The organism is Variovorax sp. LjRoot130 (assembly GCF_964253755.1).
GTDB lineage: Bacteria > Pseudomonadota > Gammaproteobacteria > Burkholderiales > Burkholderiaceae_C > Variovorax.
In genome coordinates this window covers 3,892,925-3,918,035 of sequence record NZ_CAXURM020000001.1, presented here as the reverse complement: position 1 = coordinate 3,918,035, position 25,111 = coordinate 3,892,925, and the positions used below count along the sequence as shown (strand labels likewise).

Here is a 25,111-nt window from a genome sequence, read left to right as displayed (position 1 = left end):
GTGGTGGTTTATGGAAATTGAACGTTGTCAGGTGCCGAACGCGGGCTCCGCGATGCCTTGGGTGCCGGGGCGCAGCGCGAACAGGCCGCCGGCGAGCGGCTGCTCGGAGAGATCGCCGCCCGGGCGGATCGAGGTCACGAACAGCGTGTCGAGCTTCGGGCCGCCGAAGGCGCACATCGCGGGCTTCTTCACCGGCACTTCGAGCGAGCGGTCGAGCCTGCCTGCGGGCGTGAAGCGGTGCACCAGGCCGGCGTCGTTGCCGCAGATCCAGTAGCAGCCGTCGGCGTCGACCGCGGCGCCGTCGGGCCGGCCGGGCAGCGGCTTCATATCGATGAAGACGCGGCGGTTCGTGGGCGTGCCGCTGGCCGTGTCGTAGTCGAAGGCCCAGATGGTCTGCACGCTCGGGTGCGAATCGGAGAGGTACATCGTGCGGCCGTCGGGGCTGAAGGCCAGGCCGTTGGGCACGATCAGGTCGTCGAGTTGCACGGTGGGTGCTTCGGCGCCTTTGTCATAGCGATAGAGGTGCCCGACGCGCGAGCCGGCTGCCATGTCCATCAGCATGGTGCCGGCCCAGAAGCGGCCCTGGCGGTCGCAGCGGCCGTCGTTGAAGCGCATGCCGGGCAGGGCGTGCTCCACCTGGGCGAGCCGCGTCGCGGCGAGCGTGCCGTCGTCCTGCGCTGCAATCGAGAACAGGCCGCTTTCCATGCCCGCGATCCAGGCGCCCGGCACATCGGCGCGCGGCGCGACGCAGGCCAGCATCTCCTCACCGATCCACTTCACATGGCCGGCCGCCGACCAGCGGTGCAGCGCCCGACCCGGGATGTCGACCCAATAGAGCGCTTCGTCAGCCGCCGACCACACAGGGCTCTCGCCCGTGCCGCAGCGAGCATCGACCACGAGCTCGGCTTTGCTGGACATGGCCTTCAATCGCCGAAGGGGCCCTGGGCGGTAAAGGCGCCGCCCTGGTAGATGGCGTTCGGGTCGGTCGGTGCCACGGGCGGCTGCGCCTCGATCTTGGCGCGGAAGACTTCCGAGCTGTCCTGCGGCTGGAAGCCCAGGTGCGCGGCCGCGCTGTTGTCCCACCAGACATCGCGGTTGGCCGACACGCCGTAGACCAAGGTATGGCCCACGGAGGGCGTGAAGAGTGACCTCTCGACCAGCGTCGTCAGGTCGCGGTAGCTGAGCCAGGTGCTCATCATGCGGCGGTTGGCCGGCTCGGGGAAGGAGGAGCCGATGCGGATGCTCACGGTCTCGATGCCCCAACGGTCGAAGTAGAACTGCGCCACGTCTTCGCCGAAGGATTTGGACAGGCCGTAGTAGCCGTCGGGCCGGCGCGCGGCGTGGGCGTCGATCGTTTCGCTCTGCTTGTAGAAGCCGATCACATGGTTCGAACTCGCGAACACCACGCGCTTCACGCCATGCCGGCGCGCGCCTTCATAGAGATGGAAGATGCCCTTGATGTTGGCTTCGAGGATTTCCTCGAAAGGGCGTTCGACCGAGACGCCGCCCAGGTGCACGATCGCGTCGCAGCCGGCGATCAGCGCATCGACCGCGGCCTTGTCGGCCAGATCGCAGGGCACGACTTCCTCGTGCTTGCCCTCGGCCGGCGCGAGCGCCGCGATGTCGGAGACGCGCAGCACATCCGCATAAGGACGCAGCCGTTCGCGCAGCACCTTGCCCAGGCCGCCGGCGGCGCCCGTCAGAAGCAGCCGGGCCACGCGGGGCGGATTGGCTTTGGAAATCTCGCTCATCTCTTGTTTGTCTCTGCTGGTAAGTTATCGGTTGTCGTACAACGAGATGACGATTATCATCACCGCATGACGAACCTGTCAACGGGGTCAATCGCTAGCGCCGAAGCCGCCACCTTCACCGGCAGCCCGCGCCGCCGCGGGCGCGGTTTGGCCCATGGCCTGGTCGACGATCTGGGTGAGAAGATCCGCAGCCAGCAGCTCAAGCCGGGCGACAAACTGCCGACCGAGTCGGCCATCATGCAGGCCTACGGCGTGAGCCGCACGGTGGTGCGCGAGGCGCTCTCGAAGCTGCAGGCGGGCGGGCTGGTGGAGACGCACCACGGCATCGGCACCTTCGTGCTGCAGCCCAAGGCCGCGGGCATGTTCCGGCTCGATGCCTCGGACATCGCGACCTCGGTCGACGTGCTCGCGGTGCTCGAGCTGCGCATCAGCCTGGAGACCGAATCCGCCGGCCTGGCCGCGACGCGCCGCACCGACGAGCAGCTGGCCGCGATGCGCGAGGCGCTCGACGATTTCGAGCGCAACGTGGCGGTGGCGGGGGACACGGTGGCGCCCGACTTCCGTTTCCATCTGCAGATCGCGCAGGCCACCGGCAACCCGTACTTCGCGGACATCATGAGCCACCTGGGCACCACGATCATTCCACGCACGCGCATCACCGCCATCCGCAACCACGACCGGCGCGGCGAATACCTGAGCCGCGTGAACCGCGAGCATGAAGAGATCTACGCCGCCATCGCGCGGCGCGACCCGGAGTCGGCGCGCGCGGCCATGCGCATCCACCTGACCAACAGCCGCGAGCGGCTGCGGATCGCGCAGGAAGCGGCCAAGAGCGCCGCTGCCGAAGCCGCGCCGCCTGGCAATCCGGCCGATAGCACGCCGCCGGCCTGAGCGGCCGGCGCGCAGGACTGGACAGGGCGCCCAACTAGTTGTACGATGACTGATGACCAAGCCCGAAGCCGCATGCATGTGCGTGCCTGCGCGGCAGTCGCCCATTCCCATCCTCAGGAGACACAAGACATGACCATGAATCGACGCGATCTCGTGCTCGGCGCACTCGGCACCGGGCTGCTGGCCGCAAGCGGCGCACAGGCTGCCGACGCCTGGCCCGCCAAACCCATCCGCATCGTGGTGCCGTATCCGCCCGGCGGGTCGTCCGACATCATCGCGCGCTCGATCAGCCAGCCGCTGTCGGAAGCGCTCAAGCAATCGGTCATCGTGGAGAACCGCGCCGGTGCCAACGGCAACCTCGGCGCCGACCTGGTGTCCAAGGCGTCGCCCGACGGCTACACGCTGCTCTTGTGCGACGTCGGCGCGCTCGCGATCAGCCCGTCGGTCTACACCAAGCTGCCGTTCGACCCGTCGAAGGACCTGCGCGGCGTGACCATGCTGGCCTATTCGCCGCACCTGCTGGTTGTGCATCCGTCGGTGCCGGTGAGCAACCTCAAGGAACTGGTCGCGCTGTCGAAGAAGTCCGACCTGAACTTCGCCGTCACCGCCACCGGCAGCGCGCCGCACCTCGCCGGCGTGGCGCTCGAACGCGCCAGCGGCGCGCGCTGGCAGTATGTGCCCTACAAGGGCGGCGTGCAGGCCATCCAGGACACGGTGGGCGGCCAGACCCAGGTGCTGATGAACGGCATGCTCGCGACGCTGCCGCATGTGCAGAGCGGCAAGCTCAAGATCCTCGGCGTCTCCAAGTCCACGCGCATGCCGCTGATCGGCGATGTGCCGACCATTGCCGAGCAGGGCGTGCCCGGCTTCGACTCCGGTACCTGGCAAGGCATGCTGGCGCCGCGCGGCACGCCCGAGGCGGTGATCCAGCGCCTCAACAAGGAACTGGTGTCGATCATCCGTTCGCCCGACATCCGCTCGCGCCTGGCCGGGCAGGGTGCCGAGGTTGTGACCATGGCGCCGACCGAGCAGGAGCAGTTCTTCAACAAGGAACGCGCGCGCTGGGCCAAGGTCGTCGATGCGGCCCAGATCAAGCTGGACTAGAGCAACTATCCCGGCCGTTCGGGCTGAGCTTGTCGAAGCCTGTCCTGAGCAAGGACGAGGGGCCCTTCGACAAGCTCAGGGCGAACGGAGCTGAGGACTCATCTTTTTCTTTCTTCACTTCAATCGCATGAATCCGCAAGAACTCAAATCCATCATGGGCTCCGGCCTGCTGTCCTTCCCGTTGACCGACTTCGACGCCGAAGGCAACTTCCACAAGAAGGGCTACATCGAGCGCCTCGAATGGCTGGCGCCCTACGGCGCGAGCGCGCTGTTCGCGGCCGGCGGCACCGGCGAGTTCTTCTCGCTGACCGCCGACGAATATCCCCAGATCATCCGCACCGCGGTCGACACCTGCCGCGGCAAGGTGCCGATCATCGCGGGCGCCGGCGGCCCCACGCGCTTCGCGATCCAGTGCGCGCAGGCGGCCGAGAAGGCCGGCGCCCACGGCATCCTGCTCTTGCCGCACTACCTGACCGAAGCCGGCCAGGAAGGGCTGGCCGCGCACGTGGAAGCCGTGTGCAAGAGCGTGAAGTTCGGCGTCATCGTCTACAACCGCGGCCAGAGCAAGCTCTACCCGGCCACGCTCGAGAAGCTGGCCGCGCGCTGCCCCAATCTCGTGGGCTTCAAGGACGGCATCGGCGACATCGAGCTCATGAGCTCGATCCACCTGCGCATGGGCGACCGCTTCGCCTACCTCGGTGGCCTGCCGACGGCCGAGGTCTATGCGGCGGCCTACAAGGCGCTGGGCACACCGGTGTATTCCTCGGCGGTGTTCAATTTCATCCCGAAGACCGCGATGGACTTCTACAAGGCGGTGGCCGACGACGACATGGCCACGCAGCACCGCCTGCTCAAGGAGTTCTTCATGCCCTACCTGGAGATCCGCAACAAGGGCCACGGCTACGCGGTGAGCATCGTGAAGGCCGGCGCCAGGATCGTGGGACACGACGCCGGCCCGGTGCGCACGCCGCTCACCGAGCTCAAGCTCGAGGAGTACGACGCGCTGGCGGCGCTGATCGACAAGCTCGGCCCGCAATAGGCCGTTTCCGAGTGCGCTCGTTGCAGGGAGCGTAGAGTTCCCCACTGCGCGGGGCCGCTCTTGCGGCCCTTCATTTTTTTTCCCGACCGACCTCCAAGGAACTGCCATGCAGAACTTCGACAACCTGATCAACGGCGAATGGCGCGCCGGCGCCAGCTACAGCCCGAATACCAATCCGAGCAACCTGGGCGACGTGCTCGGGCAATATGCCCAGGGCGATGCCGCCCAGGTGGATGCGGCCGTCGCGGCAGCCACCGCGGCCTTCCCGGCCTGGTCCACCGGCAGCATCCAGGCGCGCAGCGATGCGCTCGACAAGATCGGCAACGAGATCCTGGCGCGCAAGGAAGAACTCGGCACCCTGCTCGCGCGCGAGGAGGGCAAGACCAAGCCCGAAGGCATCGGCGAAGCCACGCGCGCCGGCCACATCTTCAAGTTCTTCGCCGGCGAATGCCTGCGCCTCTCGGGCGAAGTCATTCCGTCGGTGCGCCCCGGCATCGGCGTCGAGATCACGCGCGAGCCCGTGGGCGTGGTCGGCCTCATCACGCCGTGGAACTTCCCGATTGCGATCCCTGCCTGGAAGATCGCGCCGGCGCTGGCTTTCGGCAATTGCGTGGTGCTCAAGCCCGCCGACCTGGTGCCGGGCTGCGCCTGGGCGCTGGCCGAGATCATCAGCCGCTCGGGCATTCCGCCCGGCGTGTTCAACCTCGTGATGGGCCGCGGCAGCGTGATCGGCAACGCCCTGGTCGACCATCCCGGCATCCATGCCATCAGCTTCACCGGCTCGGTGGGCGTCGGCCGCAACATCGCGGTGCAGTGCGCGACGAAGCACAAGAAGGTGCAGCTCGAGATGGGTGGCAAGAACCCGCAGGTGGTGCTGGATGATGCCGACCTCAATCAGGCCGTCGAGCTCAGCGTGCAGAGTGCCTTCTATTCGACCGGCCAGCGCTGCACCGCGTCCAGCCGGCTGATCGTGACCGAGGGCATCTATCCGAAGTTCATCGAGGCGATGAAGGCGCGAATGGCGAAGATCAAGGTCGGCGACGCGCTGGCGCAGGGCACCGATATCGGCCCGGTCTCCAGCGAGAGCCAGCTGCAGCAGGACCTGAACTACATCGAGATCGGCCAGGGCGAGGGCGCCACGCTGGCCGCGGGCGGCGAGCGGCTGAAGCTGGACACCGAGGGCTACTACATGTCGCCGGCGCTCTTCAGCGAATCGGTGGCGTCGATGCGCATCAACAAGGAAGAGATCTTCGGGCCGGTGGCGAGCGTGATCCGGGTGAAGAACTACGAGGAGGCGCTGGCCACCGCCAACGACACCGAGTTCGGCCTGTCGGCGGGCATCGCGACCACGAGCCTGAAGTACGCGACGCACTTCAAGCGCCACAGCCAGGCGGGCATGGTAATGGTGAACCTGCCGACCGCGGGGGTGGACTATCACGTGCCCTTCGGCGGGCGCAAGGGGTCGAGCTATGGGCCGCGGGAGCAGGGGCGCTATGCGCAGGAGTTCTTTACCGTGGTGAAGACGGCCTACACGCTGGCTTGAGCGTCTTGTCTTGCTCCCTCTCCCTCCGGGAGAGGGTTGGGGTTAGAGGCGCCGGAGCCGGGAGTTCGCCCCGGCTCCAGGCCTCAAGATGAAGCGCGTCGTTGCCCCCTTCGCAGCCAGTATTCGATCAGCTCGAACACCCCCTCGCTCAACAGCGCCAGCACCGCCGCCGGCACCGCGCCCGCAACCAGCAACTCGCGGTCGTTGAGCGCAAGGCCGGTCACGATGCGTTCTCCAAAGCCTCCGGCTCCGATGAAGGCCGCGATGGTCGCCGTCCCGATCGCGATCGTCGTTGCCGTCCGTACACCGGCCAAGAGCGTCGGCAGCGACAGTGGCAACAGCACCAGCCGCAGGCTCTGCCTGCCGGTCATCCCGAGCGCCGTGCCAGCCTGTCGCAGGCCCACAGGCACCTCGGCCAGCCCGGTCACCGTGTTGCGCATGATCGGCAGCAGCGAATAAAGCGTGAGCGCGATCAGCGCCGGCAGGGTGCCGATCGCGCCGATCAGCGAGATCAGCACCGCCAGCATCGCGAGCGATGGCACGGTCTGCAGCAAGCCCGTGAGGCCGAGCACCACGGCGCGCAAGCGCAGGTGCGGAAACACGAGGATGCCCAAGGGCACCGCGATCAGGATCGCGAGCCCGACCGAGACCGCCACCAGCAGCAGATGCTGCCGTGCCAGCCGGCCGAGGTCGGGGCCGAAGAGCTTGGCGGCAAAGCCCCGCGCGGCGCTCTCGGCGCCCGCCGGCCCGCTGTGCTTGCCCTGCGCCAGGAAGTCGCGCGCGATCACGTCGAAAGCCACGCCCTGCAGTTCGGCGCGCGCGTTCATCGCGATCATCGCGCGCTCGTCGATGCGGCCTTCGAGCTTCTGCAGCGCGGCCCAGGCCTGCGGAAAGCGCGTGGGCACGTCCAGGCGATACAGCAGCACCGCGTCGTAGCGCGGGAAATAGCGGCGGTCGTCTTCCAGCACGCGCAGGCCGAGGTGGTCGATCTTGGCGTCGGTGGTGTAGATGTCGATCACGTCGATCTGTTTGGCTGCGATCGCGTCGTAGGCCAGGCCGTGGTCCAGGCCGGTCGGCTTCTGGCCGAAGCCGTAGCGCGCGGCCAGGCCCTGCCAGCCATCGGCACGGCCGATGAATTCGTTCGAGAGCCCGAGCCGCAGTTCAGGGTGGCGTGCCAGGTCGCTCAGGCTGCGCACGCCGAGCCGGTCCGCATCGGCCGCGCGCATCGCGAGCGCATAGCCGTCGTTGAAGCCCAGCGGGATGGCGGCGCCGAGCCCGAGCGGCGCGAGCGCGGCGTTCATGGCCTCGCGCGTCATCGGCTGCGGGTTCTTGAGGATCTCCAGACCGATGGTGCCGGTGTATTCGGTGTAGAGATCGATGCCGCCCGAGCGCAGGGCTTCGTAGACGATGGCCGTGTTGCCCAGGCCCTGCCGCACCACGGGCGGGCTCGCCGTATGAGGCGATGCGGTCTGCGCCAGCACTTCCGCCAGGATGTACGACTCGGTGAAGCGCTTGGAGCCGACGCGCAGGCTTCCCTCCTGCGCGTGCGAGGACGAGGCCGCGCAGAGCAGCAGGCCCAGGCAGGACAAGGCGGTCAGCCACGCACGGCGCGAGGGATGCATCGAGCGCAGTGTATCGGCGTGACAGGCCGGTTTCCTACAGCAGCTGGTGTGCGGGGCTGATGCTGCGCCGCACCAGATGAACGCAAGCTGAATCGGTGCTGATCAATTACGTCCGACGCGGTCAAGGAAAGCCCCTGCTGCTCGTTCATGGGCTTGGCAGCAGCTGGCGCTCGTGGCAAACCATCATGGAGCCGCTGGCTGCCAAGCGCGCGGTGGTCGCGATCGACCTGCCCGGTTTCGGCAAGAGCCCGCCGCTGGCAGGAGAAGTCTCCTTGCAGACCCTGGCCAATGCCATCACGGAGTTTCTGCGCGAGCACGACCTGATCGGCACCGACGCCGTCGGCAGTTCGATGGGCGCGCGCCTGGTGCTCGAACTGGCGCGCCGCGGCGGTGTGCTGGGTTGCGTCATCTCGCTCAACCCCGGCGGATTCTGGGCGGGCTGGGAGCGCCAGGTCTTCCACGCTTCGATCTGGCTCTCGGTGCGGCTGGTGCGTGCGCTGCAGTTCGCGATGCCCACGATCACCGCGCACGAATGGTCGCGCAGGCTTCTTCTCACGCAGTTTTCGGCGCAGTCGGCCATGCTGGCGCCGTCGCTTGTGCTCGAGGAAATGCGCAGCTGTGCTGCTGCGCGGTCCTTCAACCTGGTGTTGCGCGATCTCGTGCGCGGTGCGCCGCCGCAAGGCGCGACCATCGGCAGCATGCGCAAGCCGCTTGTGATCGGCTGGGGCCGCATGGACCGCGTCTGTTTTCCGCAGCAAGCCGCGCGGGCGCAGCGGCTTTTTCCCGACGCGCGCCTGCACTGGTTCGAGCGCTGCGGCCACTTTCCGCATTGGGACGCGCCGGAGGAAACCGCGCGCCTGATCCTCGAGACCACGGCCGACTGAATTTTTGTGAAAGACGCAATGGCATCCCACAAGAGAAAGAAAAAAGCTTCGCTTCCCCCACCCGAGATCCATGGCGCGCGAGAACTGCCTACGGTGCTGGTCGAGGGCTACAGCCTCCAGTTGCGCGACAAGGACGGCTTCATCGGCGACCAGGCCAGCCAGACGGCGTTCAGGGAACTGCTGGAGCGCTGGCGACGGCGCCGCCGGAAGAGGGGCAGGGACCCGTTGGGCGCCAAGCATTCGAAGGACCTGCCCAAGAGCACGCTGGACGCCACGCTCAAAGCCGGCCAGACCTCCGAGGCCGCCGACATGGTTCATGGCGCCATCGAGGAATTCGCCGAGGAGCTGGCCTGGGTCATCGAACGCTTCCTGCGCCAGCCGTCATGGCAGGGCGTGGAGCGCATCGTGATCGGCGGCGGCTTCCCGGAGAGCGACGTCGGCGAGCGCGCGGTGCTGCAGGCGGCGGCCATCCTCCAGGGCATGGGCATCGACGTGCAATTGGGCCGCATCGGCCACGAAACCGACGACGGCGGATTGCTCGGCTGGTTGCACCTGGCACCGCCGCCGCTGCTGAAAGGCCGTGACGCGATCCTCGCGATCGACATCGGCGGCACCAACGTGCGCTGCGGCATCGTCAAGATGCGCCGCAAGCGCGCCAAGGACCTGTCGAAGGCGAAGGTGCTGCGGCGCGAAAAGTGGCGCCATGCGGACGACGCCCCGGCGCGCAAGGTGCTGGTCGAGCGCCTGGTGGACATGCTCCACGATCAGATCCGCTACGCCACGAAGAAGGGCATCCGCCTGGCGCCCTTCATCGGCATCGGCTGCCCGGGCCTGATCCGCAAGGATGGCTCGATCGCGCGCGGCGCGCAGAACCTGCCGGGCGACTGGGAGAGCGAACACTTCCATCTGCCGACCGAGCTGGGCAAAAAAATTCCGACGATCGGCGGCGAGCCCGCCCTGGTTCTGATGCACAACGATGCCGTGGTGCAGGGCCTGAGCGAATTGCCTTTCATGCGCGACGTGAAGCGCTGGGCGATGCTGACCATCGGCACCGGACTTGGCAACGCCAGCTACACCAACAAGACCTAGAGCTGGAACGCGATGGTCAGCAGCAGTCCTTCGGCCACGTCGCGCACGATGCCCGGACGGCGCGCGCGGTAGGTCTCGCCGGCCGAGGCGATGGCCTCGATCCATTGCGCGAGCCAGTCGATTTCGTTGCGGTCGTAGAACACAACCGCCGCCTCGTGGTTCAGGAGCAGGCTGCGCATGTCGAGGTTGATCGAGCCGCACAGCGCGAGCTCTTCGTCGACCACCACCGCCTTGGCATGCGCCATGAAGGGCAGCATGCGGAAGATCACGCCGGCGCGCGCCAGGTCGCGCATGGCGCGGGCACGCACGAAATCGGCGAGCCGGTGGTTGGACTGCGCGGGAATCGCGATCGTGACCTGCACGCCGCGCCGCGCGGCCAGGCGCAGCGCATCGCGCAGGCCGTCGCCGGGCACGAAGTAGGGCGTGATCGCGAGCACGCGGTGCTCGGCGCGGAAGCAGGCGTCGATCAGGAGCGCGTGCGCCGTGTCTTCGGTCTGGTCGGGGCCGCTCGGCAGGAATTGCGCCAGGCCGCCAGCCGGCGGCGCCACCGCGGCCGCGATGGCGCGCGGCTTGCGCCCGCGCACCGAGGCCCAGTCATGGTCGAACTGGCGCGCCGCCGCGGTGGCCACGCTGCCCTTCAAATCGAAGGACAGGTCGCGCCAGCCCACCGGGTAGTCGTGGTTGCCGAGGAAGTATTCGCCCGCCATGTTGCGGCCGCCCGACCAGAGCCAGCCGTCGTCGGCGATCGTGAGCTTGCGGTGGTTGCGCAGGTTGCGCGGACCCGCGCGGCGCAGGCTGAAGATCGGGCGGAACACGGCCACCTCGGCGCCGGCATCGCGCAGCGTGTCGAAGTGGCTTCGCGGCAGCGACAAGGCGCCGAAGCCGTCGAGCAGCACCCGCACCTTGATGCCTTCGCGCGCGCGCCGCGAGAGCCGGTTGATCGCCTCGTGCCCGAGCGCGTCGTCGCCGATGATGAAGGTGCAGACGTCGATGCGCGTGCGCGCGCCCTCGATCACTTCCCACAGCGCATCGCGCGCGGCGCCGCCGTCGGCATGGAAGCGCACCGCGCAAGGTCCGGGCGCCGCGAGGCCGAAGCTTTCGACCAGGTCGGCAGCCCAGTGCCCGGCAGGTACCGAGCGCCGCGGCCGCGGCGAGCCCGCGGGCCGCAGCTTGCGCTGGCCGAACAGCAGGTAGATCGGCAGGATGAAGTAGGGCAGCAGCACGAGACCCATCACCCATGAAATGGCGGTGCTGGGCGCGCGCTGCTCGCGCCTTGCGCGCGTCGTCAGCACGTAGACGAGCAGCGCGAAGGTGACGACCAGCAAATGCTGCGACGGCGAGGGCAGCCAGTCGAGCAGGTCGTCGATGCGGTTCACGCGAGGTGCGACTGGAGGGCCAGGGGCACCGGGCGTCCTTGCGAGGCCAGGAACCTCATCATCGGGCCGACCACTTCGCGCACCGCGGGCCGCGCACCCACGCGTTCGCGCCAGACCAGAAGGCGTGGCGTGTCGCCGGTCATGCCTGCGCCCTTGCGGTCAGCGAACACCTGCGCCATGTAGAAGGCGATGTCGGCAAACGAATAGGAGCCGGCGAGGTGGTCGCCGTGCGCCAGCCGATGTTCCATCTGCACATAGAAACGGGCGCAGGCGGCGCAGGCTGCCACCGCGGCCTCGCTTTGCATGTCGTGCTGCAGGCCCATGAGCTTGATCACGTGCGGGAAGAACACCTCGTCTGACATGTGCTCGAGCTGGCGCGCCCGTGCCCGCTCGACCACGCCGCGCGGCCACAGCGGCGGATCGGGCACCCGGTCTTCGAGGTACTCGAAGATCTGCGTCGAGTCGAAGATCTCGACCTCGCCGTCGATCAATACCGGCACCTGCCGCTTGGGGTTGATGCGCAGCACCTCGGGGTGCCTGGGCTCGTAGTTGTCGTCGCGGTCGAAGGGCACCATCACGGCTTCGATCGCGATGCCTTTTTCGAGCGCCGCGATCTGCGCCTTGGCGCCGAACATGCTGAGGGGGCCGGTGAAGAGCTTCATGGAGCGCGATCATGCCCCGACTTCACCTCGCGTGCACCTCAGAGGGAGCCCCACACCTCCTGTGCGGTTTCCACGACCAGCCGCAGCTTCGCGCGCTGCGCCTCGACGGCGATGTTGTTGCCGTGCACCGTGCTCGAGAATCCGCATTGCGGCGAGAGCGCGAGCTGCTCCAGCGGCACGTATTTGGCGGCTGCCTCGATGCGCGCCTTGAGCTCGTCCTTGTCTTCCATCTCGCCGAACTTGGTGGTCACCAGGCCCAGCACCACGGTCTTGCCCTTGGGCAGGAAGCGCAGCGGCCGGAAGTCGCCCGAGCGGGCGTCGTCGTACTCGAGGAAGTAGGCGTCGAGGTCCATCTCCTTGAGCAGCGCCTCGGCCACCGGCTCGTAGTTGCCGGCCGCCGCATGCGTGCTCTTGAAGTTGCCGCGGCACAGGTGCATCGCGAGGATCATGCCCTCGGGCTTCTGCGCCACCACCTTGTTGATGAAGGCGGCGTAGCGGTGCGGCAGCTCGTTGGGGTCGTCGCCGCGCTGGCGGGCGGCTTCGCGCATCTTCTCGTCGCACAGGTAGGCGAGGTTGGTGTCGTCCATCTGCACGTAGGTGCACCCGGCCGCGGCCAGCGAGCGCAGTTCGTCGCCGTAGGCCCTGGCCACGTCGTCGTAGAACTCCGGGTCGAGTTCGGGGTAGGCCACCTTGCTGATGCCGGCGCGGCCGCCGCGGAAGTGCAGCATGGTGGGCGAGGGGATCGTGACCTTGGGCGTGTTGCCGGCCGACACCTGGCTCTTGAGGTACTCGAAGTCCGCGAGCTGGATGCACTTCGCATGCGTCACTTTGTCGATGACGCGCATCACCGGCGGTGCCAGCTCCTCGGTGCCGTCGGGCTTCTTGATGGTGACCGGGATGTCGGTCTTCACGCCGCCGAGCTGCTCGAGGAAGTCGATGTGGAAGTAGGTGCGGCGGAACTCGCCGTCGGTGATGCTCTTGAGGCCGATGTCCTCCTGGAACTTCACGATCTCGGTGATGGCCTTGTCTTCGACCCTGCGAAGCTGTTCGGGCGTGATCTCGCCCCTGGCTTTTTGCTCGCGGGCTTCGAGCAGGTATTTGGGGCGCAGGAAGCTGCCGACGTGGTCGTAGCGGGCAGGCAGGCGGGCGTGCTGGGACATGGAGTGCTCCGTCGAAATCAGAAAAAGTACGGTCGATCGTAATCTCATGCCGATGGACCGCGTTGGATACAGTGGAGTCGGTATTTACCCTCGTTTTAGCCGAAAAGTGTTGGAAATACCGGTTCAAATGTATACATTGAGTATCCCATGAGCACCTCTTCAAGCCCTTTTCCACTCAACGCCTGGTACGCGGCCGCCTACGACGTCGAGCTCAAGCACGCGCTGCTGGCACGCACCGTCTGCAACCAGAAACTGGTGCTGTATCGGCGCACCGACGGCCAGGTCGCCGCGCTGGAAGACGCCTGCTGGCACCGGCTGATGCCGCTGTCGATGGGCCGCCTCGATGGCGACGAGCTGGTCTGCGGCTACCACGGCCTGGTCTACAACAGCCAGGGTCGCTGCACCCACATGCCGAGCCAGGAGACGCTGAACCCGTCGGCCTGCGTGCGCGCCTACCCGGCGGTCGAGAAGCACCGCTTCGTCTGGGTCTGGCCCGGCGATCCGGCCAAGGCCGACCCGGCGCTGGTGCCCGACATGCACTGGAACGACGACCCGGCCTGGGCCGGCGACGGCAAGATGATCCGCGTGGCCTGCGACTACCGGCTGGTGGTCGACAACCTGATGGACCTCACGCACGAGACCTTCGTGCACGGCTCCTCGATCGGCAACCGCGCGGTGGCGGAGGCGCCCTTCGTCGCGACCCACGGCGACCGCTCGGCCACCGTCACGCGCTGGATGGAGAACATCGATGCGCCGCCCTTCTGGGCCGCGCAGATCCGGCATGCCCACGGCTACCAGGGCAAGGTCGACCGCTGGCAGATCATCCGCTTCGAGGGACCCTGCACCGTCAACATCGATGTCGGCGTGGCCGAGGCGGGCAGCGGCGCGGTGCCGCGCGACGGCGCGGCGGGCGACCGCAGCCAGGGCGTCAACGGCTACGTGCTCAACACCATCACGCCCGAGACCGACAAGAGCTGCCTCTATTTCTGGGCTTTCGCGCGCAACTACTGCATCGGCGAGCAGCGCCTCACGCACGAGCTGCGCGAAGGCGTGGCCGGCATCTTCCGCGAGGACGAGCTGGTGCTCGAAGCCCAGCAGCGCGCCATCGACGAGCGGCCCGACTACAGCTTCTACAACCTCAACATCGACGCCGGCGCGATGTGGGCGCGACGGCTCATCGACCAGATGATCGCGAAGGAAAGGCCGCGAACAGCTGCCATTCCGATCCGGCCCGCGGCCGAAGCGGCGGGGGGGCGCACGTGAGCATCGTCGCAACCGAGCCTTCGGAAGTCGGCAGCTCGCAAGCCGTCAAGGCCCAGTTGCGGCTGCGCGAGATGGTGCTGGCCGGCGAGCTGCCCGGCGGCGCGCGCATCGCCGAGGTGGCGATCTCCGAGCTGCTGGGGGTGTCGCGCACGCCGGTGCGCAGCGCGCTCATGCGGCTCGAGCAGGAAGGCCTGCTCGAAGCCCTGCCCAACGGCGGCTACGCGGTGCGCACTTTTTCCGAGCGCGACGTGTCCGACGCCATCGAGCTGCGCGGCACGCTCGAAGGCCTGTCGGCGCGGCTCGCGGCCGAGCGCGGCGCGGCGCCGGTGGTGCTGCGCGAGGCGCGTGCCTGCCTGAAGCGCATCGACGAACTGCTGAAGGAGCCCGCGCTCGACGATGCGGCCTTCTCGCGCTATGTGACTTTCAACGAGCAGTTCCACCGGCTTCTGTCCGAGATGGCGGGCAGTCCGCTGATCGCGCAGCAGCTGGAACGCGTGATCAACCTGCCTTTCGCTTCGCCCTCGGGTTTCGTGGTGGTGCAGGCGAACTCGCCGGCCGCGCGCGACATGCTGCTGATCGCGCAGGACCAGCACGGCCAGGTGCTCGATGCGATCGAGAACCGCGAAGGCTCGCGCGCCGAGGCGCTGATGCGCGAGCACAGCCGCCTCGCGCAGCGCAACCTGCGCGAGGCGCTGCACGGCGCGCAGAACCACCCCTTGCCCGGCGTGCAATTGATTCGCCGCAGAGCCTGATGAAAAGCGATACCCACTGGATGCCCGCGCGCATCACTGCCCTGCGCGACCTGACGCCGACCGTGCGCGAGTTCGAGATCACGCCCGAGTCGGGCATTGCCGCGACGCACGAGCCCGGCGCGCATCTGCAGGTGCAGGTGCTGGTCGGCGCACCGGGCTCGGGGCGCATGCAGACGCGCTCCTACTCGGTCGTCGGCGAGCCCGACGAACGTTCCTGGCGCATCGCGGTCAAGCGCCTGGACGATGGCCGCGGCGGTTCGCTCGCGATGTGGCGCTTGGCGATCGGCGACCGATTGCTCGTCGCCGAGCCGCAGAGCCACTTCGGCCTCGACACCACGGCGCCGGGCTACCTGCTGGTGGCAGGCGGCATCGGCATCACGCCGCTGGTCTTCATGGCGCGGCGCCTGGGCGCGCTGGCCGAGCGCAACGGCGTGCGTGTGCGCATGCTCTACGGGGCGCGCAGCGCCGAGGAACTGGCCTACCTGCCCACGCTGCAGGAGGCGCTGGGCGCCAACGTGCAGGCCCACACCGGCAGCGCGCCGATCGACTTCGCCGCCGAGATCGCGGCCCTGCCGGCCGGCGGCCAGCTCTACACCTGCGGGCCGGTGCCGATGCTCGAAGCCGTCAAGCGCGCCTGGGCCGCCGCCGGCCGCGTGCCGGCCGACTTGCGCTTCGAGACCTTCGGCAGCAGCGGCCGGCTGGCGGCGCAGGCCTTCGAGGTGCGCATTCCGCGCCACGACCTGGCGATCACCGTGCCGGCCGACGGCACCCTGCTCGAGGCGCTCGAAGCCGCCGGCGTGCAGACCCTCTGGGATTGCCGGCGCGGCGAATGCGGGCTGTGCGCGATGGACGTGCTTGCGGTCGAGGGCGAGATCGACCACCGCGACGTGTTCCTGAGCGAGCACGAGAAAGAGCAGGGCCAGCGCATCTGCGCCTGCGTATCGCGCGCGGTCGGAACGATCACCATCGATTCGGCATGGCGTCCCGAAAGTCCATGAAGCGCCGAAAGGCTTTGCGCGATCATCGCGCGCCCCGTTGGCTAATCGCGCAGAAACATGCAGCCCCAGCGCAGCGCTAGGTGTTTGCCTCGGCGCGATCGCAGTTTCGTTTGTTCACAATAGCCAGCATTCCGCTTTCAGCAAAAAGGAGACTTCCATGCAACGTCGCCACCTCGTCCAGGCCGCGAGCCTTGCGGCCATTGCGCTGGCCATGCCGCTGGCCCAGGCCCAGGGCAACACTTTCAAGATCGGCCTGGTGCTGCCGATGACGGGCCAGCAGGCCACCACCGGCCGCCAGATCGAGGCCGCGGCCCGGCTCTACATGGCGCAAAACGGCGACACTGTGGCGGGCAAGAAGATCGAGCTCATCGTCAAGGACGACACCAGCCTTCCCGACGTGACCAAGCGCCTCGCGCAGGAACTGGTGGTGAACGACAAGGTCAACGTGCTGGCCGGCTTCGGCATCACGCCCTCGGCCATGGCCACCGCGCCCATCGCCACCCAGTCGAAGACGCCGATGGTGGTGATGGCGGCGGCCACCTCGAGCATCACCGAGGCCTCGCCCTACATCGTGCGCACCAGCTTCACGCTGCCGCAGGTCTCGGTCGCGATGGGCGACTGGGCACCGAAGAACGGTATCAAGTCGGTCGTCACGCTGGTCACCGACTACGGCCCGGGCAACGACGCCGAGAAGTACTTCAAGGAGCGCTTCCAGCTCAACGGCGGCAAGGTGATCGATTCGCTGCGCGTGCCGCTGCGCAACCCCGACTTCGCGCCTTTCCTGCAGAAGGTGCGCGATGCCAAGCCCGATGCGTTGTTCGTCTTCGTGCCCTCGGGTGCCGGCGCGGCGGTGATGAAGCAGTTCATCGAGCGCGGCATGGACAAGGCCGGCATCAAGATGATCGCCACCGGCGACGTGACCGACGACGACCAGCTCAACGACATGGGCGAGGGCGCGCTGGGCGTGGTCACCACGCACCATTATTCGGCCGCGCACCCCTCGGCGCTCAACAAGAAGTACGTCGAGGCCTTCCAGAAGGCCAACAAGAACATGCGTCCCAACTTCATGGCCATGGGCGGCTATGACGGCATGCGCGTGATCTACGAGGCGCTCAAGACCACCAAGGGCCAGGGCGGCGGCGATGCGCTGCTCGCCGCGATGAAGGGCCAGATCTTCGAGAGCCCGCGCGGCCAGGTGCTGATCGACGCGCAGACGCGCGACATCGTGCAGGACGTGTATCTGCGCAAGGTCGAGAAGAAGGACGGACAGCTCTACAACGTGGAGTTCGACGTGATCAAGGCGGTGAAGGATCCAGGGAAGGCGAAGTGATGAATCGCCGTTCGGTCCACCACCGTTCGGCCGATCCCCGTTCGGCCTGAGCTTGTCGAAGGCTTCGACAGGCTCAGCCCGAACGGTTGCTACCCAGCTTGACCGCTTGATATGTTGACCATCCTCTTCGACGGCATCGCCTACGGCATGCTGCTGTTCGTGCTCGCGGTCGGCCTGGCCGTGACGCTGGGCCTGATGAACTTCATCAACCTCGCGCACGGCGCCTTCGCGATGGCCGGCGGCTATCTCACGGTGTTCGCGATGCAGAAGCTGGGCCTGCCCTTCCTGGCATGCCTGCCGCTTGCCTTCATCGTCGTCGGCCTGGCGGGCGCGCTGCTCGAACGCACGCTCTACCGGCCGATGTACGGCAAGCCGCACCTGGACCAGGTGCTGTTTTCGATCGGCCTGGCCTTCATGGCGGTGGCGGCCATCGACTACTTCGTCGGCTCCTCGCAGCAGAACATCCACCTGCCCGAATGGCTGCGCGGCCGCACCGAGATCGGGGCCGATCCGTGGCTGCTGGGCATGGGGCACTACCGGCTCTTCATCATCGCCGTGTGCGCGGTGCTCACCGTGGTGCTGCAGCTCATCCTGTCGAAGACGCGCTTCGGCAGCCGGCTGCGCGCGGCGGTGGACGATCCGCGCGTGGCGGCCGGGCTCGGCATCAACGTCAACGTGGTGTTCCTCTTGACCTTCGCGGTCGGCTCGGGGCTCGCGGGCCTGGGCGGCGCGCTCGGCGCCGAGATTCTCGGCATGGACCCGACCTTCCCGCTCAAGTACATGATCTATTTCCTGATCGTGGTCTCGGTCGGCGGCACCTCGTCGATCACTGGCCCCTTGCTGGCCGCGCTGCTGCTTGGCATTGCCGACGTGGCGGGCAAGTATTTCATTCCGAAGATGGGCGCCTTCACGGTCTATCTGCTGATGATCCTGATCCTGATGTGGCGGCCGCAGGGCCTGTTCACGCGCAGGGGAGGGAAGTGATGGATTTCCAGAAGTCTCTTGTGCAGAAGGCGCGCTGGCGGCCGTGGGAGTTCGCGGTCTGGGCCGTGGCCTTCGTGCTGCCGGGTATTTTTCCGTCGCACGCGCTGCTGATCAACGAGATCGCGATCGTCGCGTTGTTCGCGATGTCGCTCGACCTGATCCTGGGCTACACCGGCATCGTCTCGCTGGGGCATGCGGCCTTCTTCGGTTTCGGCGCCTACACGGCCGCGCTGTTCGCCAAGCTCGTGATGCCCGATCCGACGGTGGGCCTGGTCGTTGCGGTGCTGCTCTGCGCCGCGCTGGGCGCGCTGGCGAGCATCACGATCTTGCGCGGCAGCGATCTCACGCGGCTCATGGTCACGCTCGGCACCGCGCTGCTGCTGCTCGAGCTTGCGAACAAGCTCGACTGGCTGACCGGCGGCGCCGACGGCCTGCAGGGCGTGGTGATGGGGCCGGTGCTGGGACTGTTCGAGTTCGATCTCTACGGCCGCACGGCGGCCTGGTACTCGCTGGCCGTGATGGGGGTCTTGTTCCTGCTGATGCGGCGGATCGTGCATTCGCCCTTCGGTGCCACGCTGAAGGCCATTCGCGACAACCGCCTGCGCGCGATGGCGATCGGCGTTCCGGTCATCTCGCGCATCGCGGTGATCTATACCGTGGCCGCCGCGGTCGCCGGCGCCGCGGGTGCGCTGCTCGCGCAGACCACCGGCTTCGCCTCGCTCGACGTGCTGGCCTTCGACCGCTCGGCCGACGTGCTGCTGATGCTGGTGATCGGCGGCGTCGGCTGGCTCTATGGCGGCGTGACGGGTGCGATCGTGTTCAAGCTGCTGCAGAACTGGCTCTCGGCGGTGACGCCGCAGTACTGGATGTTCTGGATCGGGCTGATCCTGGTGCTGCTGGTGCTGGTAGGACGCGACCGCTTGTTGAAGCCCTGGACCTGGTTCGGCGCGCGCCGGAGTGCCAAGCCATGAACGACATCGTTCTCTCGGCCACCGGCCTCGTGATGCGCTTCGGCGGCATCACGGCCACCGACAACGTGACGCTGAACCTGAAGCGCGGCGCGCGCCACGCGCTGATTGGCCCCAACGGCGCCGGCAAGACCACGCTGATCAACCTCTTGACGGGCGTGCTCACGCCCACGGCCGGCCGCATCGTGCTCGAGGGCGAGGACATCACGCGCCTGGCGCCGCACCGTCGCGTGGCGCGCGGCATGGTGCGCACCTTCCAGATCAACCAGCTCTTCGACTCGATGACGCCGCTGGAAACGCTGGCGCTCGTGATCTCGCAGCAGGCCGGGCTGGCCGCGCAGTGGTGGCGGCCGCTGGGCTCTTCGTCCAGGGTGTCGGAGCGGGCTGCGCAGCTGCTGGAGCAGTTTCATCTGGGTGACGTTGCGCAGCAGCAGACGCGGCAGCTGGCCTACGGCAAGCGCCGCCTGCTCGAGATCGCGATCGCGCTGGCCTGCGAACCGCGCGTGCTGCTACTCGACGAGCCGGTGGCCGGCGTGCCGGCCGGCGAGCGCGAGGAGCTGCTGCAGACCGTGGCGGCCTTGCCGGCCGACGTGTCGGTGCTGCTGATCGAGCACGACATGGACCTGGTGTTCAGTTTTGCCGACCGCATGACGGTGCTGGTCAACGGAGCCTTGCTCACCGAGGGTGACCCCGACACGATCGCGAACGATCCGAAGGTCAAGGAGGTCTATCTGGGTCAGGGGGCTGTCCATGTCTGAGCTGCTGCGCATCGAGAAGCTCAGTGCCGGCTACGGCGAAGCCGTGGTCCTGCACGACATCGCGCTCACCCTCGGCGAAGGCCAGACCCTGGCGCTCCTGGGCCGCAACGGCACCGGCAAGACCACGCTGATCAATACGCTGGCCGGTGCGACGCGCCAGCATGGCGGCAGCATCGCGCTCGGCGGCGTGGCGCTGCACAAGCTCTCGCCACACCAGCGCGCGGCGGCCGGCATCGGCTGGGTGCCGCAGGAGCGCAATATCTTCAAGTCGCTCACGGTGCACGAGAACCTGAGCGCAGTCGAGCGACCAGGCAAGTGGAACCCGCAACGCGTCTACGAGATGTTCCCGCGCCTGGCCGAGCGCAAGAGCAATCTCGGCACGCAGCTGTCGGGCGGCGAACAGCAGATGCTGGCGGTGGGGCGCGCGCTGGTGGTCAACCCGCGGCTGTTGCTGCTCGACGAGCCCCTGGAAGGCCTGGCGCCGATCATCGTCGAAGAGCTGCTGCGCGCGATCCGCCGCATCACGCAGGACGAAGGGCTGGCGGCGATCATCGTCGAGCAGCATCCGCAGGCCATCCTCGCGATCTCCGACGAGGCGGTGGTGCTCGACCACGGCACGGTGGTGCATGCCGATCGCGCGGCCACGCTGCGAACGCAGCCCGAGGTGCTGGAGCGGCTGCTGGGCGTCGCGCGCTGAACAATGATCGGGCCTACACTGGCTCGATCATGGTCACGACGAAGGCGCTTCACCAAGGTTCGATCTCGGTCATCGACTACCGCTGCGACGCGGGTCCATCCGACCTGGTGTTTGCCGAACTGCATTGCAACAACTCGGTCTCGTATGTGCGCAAGGGCAGCTTCGGCTACCGCTGCGGCGGCCGCTTGTTCGACATGGTCGCCGGCTCGGTGCTGGTCGGCCGCTCGGGCGACGAGTACGTCTGCACCCACGAGCACCACCAGCGCGGCGACGAGTGCCTGTCCTTTCATCTGTCGCCGGAATTGATGGACGAGATCGGTTCACGCCGCGGCATCTGGCGCACCGTCGGCTTGCCGCCGCTGCCTGAACTGATGGTGCTGGGAGAGCTGGCGCAGGCGGCGATCGAGGGCGGCAACGACCTCGGGCTCGACGAGGTCGCGCTGCTGTTCACCGCGCGCTTCGTCGCACTCGCCGGTGAACGCGAGCCCGGCGCGATTCAAGTGACTGCCCTCGACCGGCGCCGGGCGGTCGAGGCGGCGCTCTGGCTGGAGGCCCGCTCGCACGAAGCGATCGATCTCGACCAGGCAGCGCAGCAGGTCGGCCTCAGTTCCTTCCATTTCCTGCGCCTGTTCTCGCGCGTGCTCGGCGTCACGCCGCACCAGTACCTGGTGCGCACGCGCCTTCGGCATGCCGCGCAACTTCTGGCAACGGGCGCGCGGCCGGTCACGGAGGTGGCGCTCGACGTCGGCTTCAGCGATCTCTCGAACTTCGTGCGCAGCTTTCATCGCGCGGCCGGCGTGTCGCCGCGGCGCTTCAGGCAGGCGGCGCGCGGCGACCGCAAGATTTTCCAAGAACGCCTGGCCCTGCACGCCTAGGATCGGTTCATCCGTCTGGAGGATTCATGAGCTCGTCATCCGAAAGCGCGGTGCGCGAGGTTGTCAGGCGCTACGCAGACGCCTGGGCGGCCAACGATCTGAAGACCATATTCGACTGCTACCACGACGAGGTGGTCTTCCACTATTTCGGCGGCGGGCCGCTGGCTGGCGTTCACCAGGGCAAGGCGGCCTGCCTGGCCTTGCTCAAGCAGGTGAAGGAGAAGACGAACCGGCGGCTTGTGTCCATCCGCGACGTGCTCGCGGGCGAGCACTTCGGGGTGATCGTCGCGGTCGAGCAGTTCGAGCGCGACGGCGCGACGCATGTGCTGGAGCGGCTGCTGCGATACAGCGTGCGCGACGGTCGGCTCGCCGAGTGCTGGATCTACGACGAAGACCAGCGCCTGGTCGATCAACTGCTGAGGTGAGGCTCACCCCCAGGCTTGCCCACTTCGTGTGGCCGCCAACCCCCCTCACCGGGGGCAACACCAGCGGCCCGGCGGAGCCGGTTCCGCGGTGTTTCTGGAATGAGACATCCTTCGCATGCAACTGAAAGGAGAACGTCCATGGCATCCATTCGACGCGAAATACAGGTCGCGGCGAGCGCCGAGCAGATCTGGGAAGTCGTGCGCGACATCGGCGAAATTCACCACCGCCTGGTGCCGGGCTTCGTGACCGACTGCCGGCTCGAGAGCAAGGGCGAGGCCCGCATCGTCACCTTCGGCAACGGCCTGGTGGTGCGGGAGGCGATCGTCGATCTCGACGATGCCGCGCGCCGGCTGGCGTGGTCGGCGACCGGCGGCCAGCTCACGCACTACAACGCATCGATGCAGGTGTTCGCCGAGGGCGACCAGCGCAGCCGGATGGTCTGGATCGCCGATCTGCTGCCGCACGAGGCGGCAGGCGCGATCGGCGCGATGATCGACGAGGGCATGCGCGTCATGAAGATGACGCTGGAGGCTTAGCGGCGCGCTCCCATCGGGAGCCGCCGCGGAACCGGCTTCGCCGGGCCGCAGGCGGCGCCCCCTGGAAGGGGGTTGGCGGCTACGCGAAGCGAGCAAGCCTGGGGGTTAGTCAATACCCCACGGTGAACCGCTGACGCGGATGCTCCGGATTTTCGATCTCGTCGGCCATCGCGATCGCGTAGTCCTCCATCGAGATCCAGCTCTTGCCGTTGGCGTCGGCCAGCAACTGGTTGCCGCCGAGGCGGTAGCTGCCGGTGCGCTCGCCGGGCTCGAAGAACGCGGAGGGCGAGATGAAGGTCCAGTCCAGCTCCTTTTCGGCGCGCAGTGCCTCGAGAAACGCACGGCCCGCCAGCGCTTCCGTCTTGTAGATGGCGGGAAATTCGGGCGTGTCCACCAGCGCCTTGCCGGGCGCTACTTCGAGGCTGCCGGCGCCGCCGACCACCAGCAGGCGCGGCACGCCGGCCTTCTTCGCGGCAGCGATGGCGCTTGCTGCATCGATGCCGCCCGCAAAGTGGGTTGAGCTGATCACGGCGTCGTGGCCGCGCAGCAGCGGCACTAGCGCGTCGAGCTGCGTGGCGTCGGCCTGCTGGAGGCTGAGGCCCGCTTTGGCTTCGGCCTTCGCGGTGTTGCGCGCGATGCCGGTGACGGTGTGGTCGCGTTGCAGCAGTTCGGTAGCGATGCGCGAGCCGGCGCGGCCCGTGATGCCGAGGATGGCGATGTTGCTCATGAAATGACTCCTGGTTGAACGAAAACGGAAAAAGTCGAGGGCTCAGGCTGCTTGCTGCGTCATCTGCGCCAGCTGCTCTCGCCAGGCCTCGGGCCGGCCCAGCCACGCGCTGGCGTCGATGCGTTCGAGGCGGCCGTCGCCGCGCGCCAGCGCGAAGGTCGGAAAGCCGCCGCCGGCGACGCGTGCCAGCAGCGCACGGCTGTCGGCGATGTGTTGCCGGGTGCCTTCGCCCGCCTGTTGTGCGAACAGGGCCGCAAACGCGTCGCCGTCGAGCTCGATGTCGATCGCGAGTTCATGCAGCACCGCCGTGTCGGCGATGCGGCGCCCCTCGACGTAGTGGGCACGCTGCAGGCGCTGGAGCAGATCGAGCCCGCGGCCGCCGAGCGCTTCGGCCGCGAGGATGGCTGTGGTCGGCGGTTCGGAATCCATCACCGCCGTGGTGTCGCGCAGCAGCCCTTCGAAGTAGGCCTCGCCGAAGGGCTGGCCCGTGAGTTGCGCGATGCGCCGGTCGTGCGGCATCACGTAGTCGCGCCACTGGGGCGTGATCGGCCGGCGGTTGGCGCCGGTCATCATGCCGCCGCCGTGCAGCGCGATCGCGAGGCCCGGCACCGTGCGTGCCGCTTGGACCATCGGCGCGGCCGCGTAGCACCAGCCGCACAGCGGGTCGAACAGGTAGTGCAGGATGGGGCTGTCGCTCATAAGGCAACCTCTTGGTTTTTGAAGCGGCCCGAAGCGCTGCGCGCTACGGTATTCGCCTTGGGAACGGCCCGGCGGCTCATTGCGCCGGCCACTTCATCTCGCCCTTGATGACCTTGGCGCTCAGCTCGAGCGACGACTGCTGACCCAGGCCGGGGTAGTGCTTCTTCATGGCGGCGATGAGCTCTGCCGAATCCTTGGCCTTCGCGGCTTCGCGCTCGAAGGTCTCCAGGTAGCCGGCGGTGAACTTCACGGCCTGCAGCCCCTTCGGCGCATCGCCCAGGTAGTGGCCCGGCACCACGGTCACGGGCTTGAGCGCTGCAATGCTGTCGAGCGTCTTGCGCCAGGCCTGGCGCGAGGCCGGCGTCTGCGTGTCGGCCACCCACACATGGGTGTTGTGGAACACGGGCACGCCGCCGGCCACGGTCTTCTGCGAAGGAATCCAGACGTAGCTGCGCGCCGGGCTCGGGCCCTGGAGGCCCTTCACTTCGAGCTTGCGGCCTTCGAGCAGGATGGTGTCGCTTTCCAGCGGCTCGGGCAGCACCAGCGCCTTGGGCGCGTTGTCCTTGAGGATCGGCGTCCAGTACGCGAGCTTGCCGTCCATCGAGGCCTTGATCGCCGCCACCGTTTGCGGCGTGGCCACGATCTTCGCGTCGGGAAAGGCGGCCTTGATCACGTCCAGGCCGAAGTAGAAGTCGGGGTCGCTGTGGCTGATGTAGACGGTGCTGAGCTTCTTGCCGCCGGCCTTGATCTTCTGCACCAGGGCTTCGGCGTCGTTGCGCTGGAACTGCGCGTCGATCAGCACGGCCTCGTTGCGGCCGCTCACGATTTCCGAGGACACCGGGAAGATGGCCTTGTCGCCCGGGTTGTAGACCTCGAGCTGCAATGCAGCTTCGGCGGCCGAGGCCGGCAGGGTGTGAACGGCTGCGAGCGAGGCCATGCCTGCGGCGAGGAGGGTTCTGCGAATCATGTGGCGCCTG

General features: G+C 67.8%; 26 protein-coding genes. 17 read left to right on the top strand and 9 right to left on the bottom strand.

Annotation, left to right across the window (positions count from 1 at the left end):
• Window positions 1-27: 27 nt before the first annotated feature.
• Window positions 28-918, bottom strand: coding sequence for an SMP-30/gluconolactonase/LRE family protein (locus ACSQ86_RS19525; RefSeq protein ID WP_436304720.1), 891 nt, complete (start codon window positions 916-918; stop codon window positions 28-30).
• A gap of 5 nt (window positions 919-923) precedes the next feature.
• On the bottom strand, window positions 924-1,751 hold the full coding sequence (locus tag ACSQ86_RS19520; RefSeq protein WP_093103217.1) for an NAD-dependent epimerase/dehydratase family protein: 828 nt from the start codon (window positions 1,749-1,751) through the stop codon (window positions 924-926).
• A 66-nt stretch (window positions 1,752-1,817) separates the two neighbouring features.
• Between ACSQ86_RS19520 and ACSQ86_RS19515 the strand changes: the two genes are divergently transcribed.
• From ACSQ86_RS19515 to ACSQ86_RS19500, 4 genes are all read left to right on the top strand, one after another.
• A complete protein-coding gene (locus ACSQ86_RS19515) occupies window positions 1,818-2,642 on the top strand; it encodes a FadR/GntR family transcriptional regulator (protein ID WP_436304719.1) in 825 nt (274 codons plus the stop codon).
• A gap of 129 nt (window positions 2,643-2,771) precedes the next feature.
• Window positions 2,772-3,746 carry a Bug family tripartite tricarboxylate transporter substrate binding protein gene (locus ACSQ86_RS19510; RefSeq protein WP_093103220.1) on the top strand — a complete coding sequence of 325 codons (975 nt, stop codon included), beginning with the start codon at window positions 2,772-2,774 and terminating at the stop codon, window positions 3,744-3,746.
• A 127-nt stretch (window positions 3,747-3,873) separates the two neighbouring features.
• On the top strand, window positions 3,874-4,785 hold the full coding sequence (gene kdgD, locus ACSQ86_RS19505; RefSeq protein WP_093103221.1) for a 5-dehydro-4-deoxyglucarate dehydratase: 912 nt from the start codon (window positions 3,874-3,876) through the stop codon (window positions 4,783-4,785).
• A gap of 106 nt (window positions 4,786-4,891) precedes the next feature.
• Window positions 4,892-6,328, top strand: coding sequence for an aldehyde dehydrogenase family protein (locus ACSQ86_RS19500; RefSeq protein WP_436304718.1), 1,437 nt, complete (start codon window positions 4,892-4,894; stop codon window positions 6,326-6,328).
• A gap of 83 nt (window positions 6,329-6,411) precedes the next feature.
• Here the strand turns inward: ACSQ86_RS19500 and ACSQ86_RS19495 are convergent, their stop codons facing one another.
• Window positions 6,412-7,950: an ABC transporter permease/substrate-binding protein gene (locus tag ACSQ86_RS19495; protein ID WP_093103224.1), complete on the bottom strand. Its 1,539-nt coding sequence runs from the start codon at window positions 7,948-7,950 to the stop codon at window positions 6,412-6,414.
• A gap of 95 nt (window positions 7,951-8,045) precedes the next feature.
• Between ACSQ86_RS19495 and ACSQ86_RS19490 the strand changes: the two genes are divergently transcribed.
• Together ACSQ86_RS19490 and ACSQ86_RS19485 are read left to right on the top strand one after the other, a co-directional pair.
• Window positions 8,046-8,834, top strand: coding sequence for an alpha/beta fold hydrolase (locus ACSQ86_RS19490; protein ID WP_436304717.1), 789 nt, complete (start codon window positions 8,046-8,048; stop codon window positions 8,832-8,834).
• A gap of 18 nt (window positions 8,835-8,852) precedes the next feature.
• Entirely contained in the window at window positions 8,853-9,923 is a 1,071-nt protein-coding gene (locus ACSQ86_RS19485) for an ROK family protein (RefSeq protein ID WP_436304716.1), read from the top strand.
• On the opposite strand, the gene ACSQ86_RS19480 is transcribed toward ACSQ86_RS19485, so the two are convergent.
• Genes ACSQ86_RS19480 through ACSQ86_RS19470 form a run of 3 tightly spaced genes read right to left on the bottom strand, consistent with a single transcriptional unit; the run spans window position 9,920 to window position 13,121 of the window.
• Window positions 9,920-11,299 carry a phospholipase D-like domain-containing protein gene (locus ACSQ86_RS19480; protein ID WP_436304715.1) on the bottom strand — a complete coding sequence of 460 codons (1,380 nt, stop codon included), beginning with the start codon at window positions 11,297-11,299 and terminating at the stop codon, window positions 9,920-9,922. The two genes, ACSQ86_RS19485 and ACSQ86_RS19480, sit on opposite strands and share 4 nt — an antisense overlap.
• Window positions 11,296-11,961 carry a glutathione S-transferase family protein gene (locus ACSQ86_RS19475; RefSeq protein ID WP_093103229.1) on the bottom strand — a complete coding sequence of 222 codons (666 nt, stop codon included), beginning with the start codon at window positions 11,959-11,961 and terminating at the stop codon, window positions 11,296-11,298. The genes ACSQ86_RS19480 and ACSQ86_RS19475 overlap by 4 nt, the downstream gene beginning before the upstream one ends.
• A 38-nt stretch (window positions 11,962-11,999) precedes the next feature.
• Complete coding sequence (locus ACSQ86_RS19470; protein ID WP_436304714.1) at window positions 12,000-13,121, bottom strand: 5-methyltetrahydropteroyltriglutamate--homocysteine S-methyltransferase; 1,122 nt, start codon at window positions 13,119-13,121, stop codon at window positions 12,000-12,002.
• 147 nt (window positions 13,122-13,268) lie between these two features.
• Here ACSQ86_RS19470 and ACSQ86_RS19465 point away from each other — a divergent pair, with 147 nt between their 5' ends.
• From ACSQ86_RS19465 to ACSQ86_RS19415, 11 genes are all read left to right on the top strand, one after another.
• Window positions 13,269-14,384, top strand: a complete 1,116-nt coding sequence (locus tag ACSQ86_RS19465) for an aromatic ring-hydroxylating dioxygenase subunit alpha (RefSeq protein WP_436309461.1) — start codon at window positions 13,269-13,271, stop codon at window positions 14,382-14,384.
• The gene (locus ACSQ86_RS19460; protein WP_093103233.1) at window positions 14,381-15,136 is read left to right on the top strand and encodes a GntR family transcriptional regulator; all 756 of its coding nucleotides are present in this window, start codon (window positions 14,381-14,383) and stop codon (window positions 15,134-15,136) included. Before ACSQ86_RS19465 ends, ACSQ86_RS19460 begins: the two co-directional genes overlap by 4 nt.
• Window positions 15,136-16,134, top strand: a complete 999-nt coding sequence (locus ACSQ86_RS19455; protein ID WP_436304712.1) for a PDR/VanB family oxidoreductase — start codon at window positions 15,136-15,138, stop codon at window positions 16,132-16,134. Before ACSQ86_RS19460 ends, ACSQ86_RS19455 begins: the two co-directional genes overlap by 1 nt.
• Window positions 16,135-16,291: 157 nt before the next feature.
• Entirely contained in the window at window positions 16,292-17,464 is a 1,173-nt protein-coding gene (locus ACSQ86_RS19450) for an ABC transporter substrate-binding protein (protein WP_436304711.1), read from the top strand.
• A gap of 111 nt (window positions 17,465-17,575) precedes the next feature.
• Entirely contained in the window at window positions 17,576-18,448 is an 873-nt protein-coding gene (locus ACSQ86_RS19445) for a branched-chain amino acid ABC transporter permease (RefSeq protein WP_093109898.1), read from the top strand.
• Complete coding sequence (locus ACSQ86_RS19440; protein ID WP_093109897.1) at window positions 18,448-19,419, top strand: branched-chain amino acid ABC transporter permease; 972 nt, start codon at window positions 18,448-18,450, stop codon at window positions 19,417-19,419. Before ACSQ86_RS19445 ends, ACSQ86_RS19440 begins: the two co-directional genes overlap by 1 nt.
• On the top strand, window positions 19,416-20,174 hold the full coding sequence (locus ACSQ86_RS19435; protein ID WP_436304710.1) for an ABC transporter ATP-binding protein: 759 nt from the start codon (window positions 19,416-19,418) through the stop codon (window positions 20,172-20,174). The genes ACSQ86_RS19440 and ACSQ86_RS19435 overlap by 4 nt, the downstream gene beginning before the upstream one ends.
• A complete protein-coding gene (locus tag ACSQ86_RS19430) occupies window positions 20,167-20,871 on the top strand; it encodes an ABC transporter ATP-binding protein (protein WP_436291061.1) in 705 nt (234 codons plus the stop codon). Before ACSQ86_RS19435 ends, ACSQ86_RS19430 begins: the two co-directional genes overlap by 8 nt.
• Before the next feature lie 29 nt (window positions 20,872-20,900).
• The gene (locus tag ACSQ86_RS19425; protein ID WP_436291062.1) at window positions 20,901-21,746 is read left to right on the top strand and encodes a helix-turn-helix domain-containing protein; all 846 of its coding nucleotides are present in this window, start codon (window positions 20,901-20,903) and stop codon (window positions 21,744-21,746) included.
• Window positions 21,747-21,772: 26 nt separating this feature from the next.
• Entirely contained in the window at window positions 21,773-22,171 is a 399-nt protein-coding gene (locus ACSQ86_RS19420; protein WP_436304709.1) for a nuclear transport factor 2 family protein, read from the top strand.
• Between the two features lie 138 nt (window positions 22,172-22,309).
• Window positions 22,310-22,708 (top strand): SRPBCC family protein, encoded by a 399-nt coding sequence (locus ACSQ86_RS19415; RefSeq protein ID WP_093109892.1) that lies wholly within the window; start codon window positions 22,310-22,312, stop codon window positions 22,706-22,708.
• A gap of 109 nt (window positions 22,709-22,817) precedes the next feature.
• Here the strand turns inward: ACSQ86_RS19415 and ACSQ86_RS19410 are convergent, their stop codons facing one another.
• The 3 genes from ACSQ86_RS19410 to ACSQ86_RS19400 all read right to left on the bottom strand — a co-directional run bounded on the left by ACSQ86_RS19410 (window position 22,818) and on the right by ACSQ86_RS19400 (window position 25,101).
• Entirely contained in the window at window positions 22,818-23,435 is a 618-nt protein-coding gene (locus ACSQ86_RS19410) for an NAD(P)-dependent oxidoreductase (RefSeq protein ID WP_436304708.1), read from the bottom strand.
• Between the two features lie 42 nt (window positions 23,436-23,477).
• Window positions 23,478-24,134, bottom strand: coding sequence for a DsbA family protein (locus ACSQ86_RS19405; RefSeq protein ID WP_436309460.1), 657 nt, complete (start codon window positions 24,132-24,134; stop codon window positions 23,478-23,480).
• A 76-nt stretch (window positions 24,135-24,210) separates the two neighbouring features.
• On the bottom strand, window positions 24,211-25,101 hold the full coding sequence (locus tag ACSQ86_RS19400; protein WP_436309459.1) for an MBL fold metallo-hydrolase: 891 nt from the start codon (window positions 25,099-25,101) through the stop codon (window positions 24,211-24,213).
• Between the last annotated feature and the right edge of the window lie 10 nt (window positions 25,102-25,111).